General features: G+C 71.5%; 1 protein-coding gene. It reads right to left on the bottom strand.

Going from position 1 to position 1,757, the window contains the following annotated elements; all coding sequences use genetic code 11:
• Positions 1–183: 183 nt before the first annotated feature.
• On the bottom strand, positions 184–1,757 hold a 1,574-nt coding region (locus D7V77_RS41830), incomplete at its 5' end, for a peptidase domain-containing ABC transporter (RefSeq protein WP_147452355.1).

Raw genomic sequence — 1,757 nt, 5'->3', positions numbered from 1 at the left:
GAGGTGTATAAGAGACAGGTGGCGAGGTGGGCGGCGGAGAGGCGGACACGCGGGACCTTTCAGGCGAGGGGCGCCAGGGACGGGAGGGGGCGCCGGGCACGCACCCTCCCCGCGTGAAAGTGATGCTGTCAAGCGGCCTTTTCGCCGCTGTTAAGCCAGGCCCGTGGACAGACCGTTCAGCGGTCAGCCCGCGCGGGCCCGGGAGCGTGAGGGCAGCTCGAGCTGGGCCTGGACGAGCCGCGAGTAGGCTCCGCCTCGAGCGAGCAACTCCGCGTGCGTGCCCTGCTCCACGATGCGGCCCTTCTCCATGACGAAGAGGATGTCCGCGCCGGCCACCGTGCTCAGCCGGTGGGCGATGGTGACGCGGGTGCATGAGAGGGATTGCAGCGCCTGCTGCACGCGCCGCTCGGTGACGGCGTCCAGCGCGCTCGTCGCTTCGTCCAACAGCAGCACCGAGGGCCGACGCACCAGCGCACGCGCCAGGGCCAGCCGTTGCCGCTGCCCTCCAGAAAGACTGGCCCCCTGATCTCCCATGGGCGTGTCGTAGCCCAGCGGCAGCGCGAGGATGTCCTCGTGGATGCCCGCGCGCGTCGCCGCGTCCACCACGGCCGCCAGCGGGATGGACGGATCCGCGAAGGCGATGTTGCTGCGCACCGACGCGTTGAACAGCCGCGTGTCCTGCACCACGATGCCCAGCTGCTGGCGCACCGAGTCGCTCTCCAGCTCCGTCAGGTCCATCCCGTCGAAGAGCACCCGCCCCGCCTCCGGCCGGTACAAACCCAGGAGCACGCGCGCCAGCGTGGACTTGCCTCCGCCGGAGGGGCCGACAATGGCCGCCCATTGCCCCGGTGCGATTCTCAGCGACACGTCCTGCAGGGACGGTGACTCCAGCGCGCCGTAGCGGAAACGGACGCCCTCCACGGTGATGCCACCGGCCAGCTTCGGCGCGGGCCGCACCTTTCGTGCGTCCTGCTCCGGGGCCGTCTCCAGCAGGTCGTCGATGCGCTCCAGGTAGCCACCAGCGAGCTGCACCTGCCCGCCCACCGCGACCAGGGAGGCCAGGGGGGCCAGCGCGCCCAGCGCCAACGCCTGCGCCGTCAGCATCGCCCCCAGCGTCAGCTCGCCGCGCAGCACCTGCCACAGCCCCGTGCCCAACAACACCGACGGCGCGCCCACCTGGAGCCCCGCCGCCAGCGCTTCCACCACGCCCTGGTAGTAGCGCTTGCGCGAGGAGGCATTGAGCTGCCGCGTGTAGAGCTCCTCCCAGTGCCCCACCGCCTGTCCCTGCGCGCCCGAGGACTTCAGGACCTCCAGGCCGGACAGCATCTCCACCGTGAAGTCCTGGGACTTCGCCTGCGCGTGCATCTCGCTGGCGAGCAGCTCCTCGCGCCGCCGCCGCGTCAAGAGCAGCACCAGCACCTGCGCCGCAGCCACGGCCCCCACCGCCAGGAGCAGCGGCCGGCTCAGGCCCGCCAGCATCCCCACCGAGGAGAGGATGAGCAGCCCGTCCAGCATCACCGCCAGCGTGGCCGCGCCCAACGCCTCGCGGATGATGGCCAGGCTGTTGATGCGCATCATCAGGTCGCCCGACGAGCGCTGCTGGAGGAAGGCATACGGCAGTGACAGCAGGTGCCGCACCAGCTGGCCCGCCATGCCCACGTCCAGCTCCACGCGCAGCCGCACCAGCAGGGCCGAGCGCAGCGACGTGGCCAGGACGTGGCACACCAGCACCAGCCCCACGCCCACCCCCGTCTCTT

Source organism: Corallococcus sp. CA041A, from assembly GCF_003612075.1.
Classification (GTDB): Bacteria; Myxococcota; Myxococcia; order Myxococcales; family Myxococcaceae; genus Corallococcus; species Corallococcus exiguus.
The sequence above is the reverse complement of the archived record's forward strand: the minus strand, read 5'-3'. Positions and strand labels throughout refer to the sequence as shown.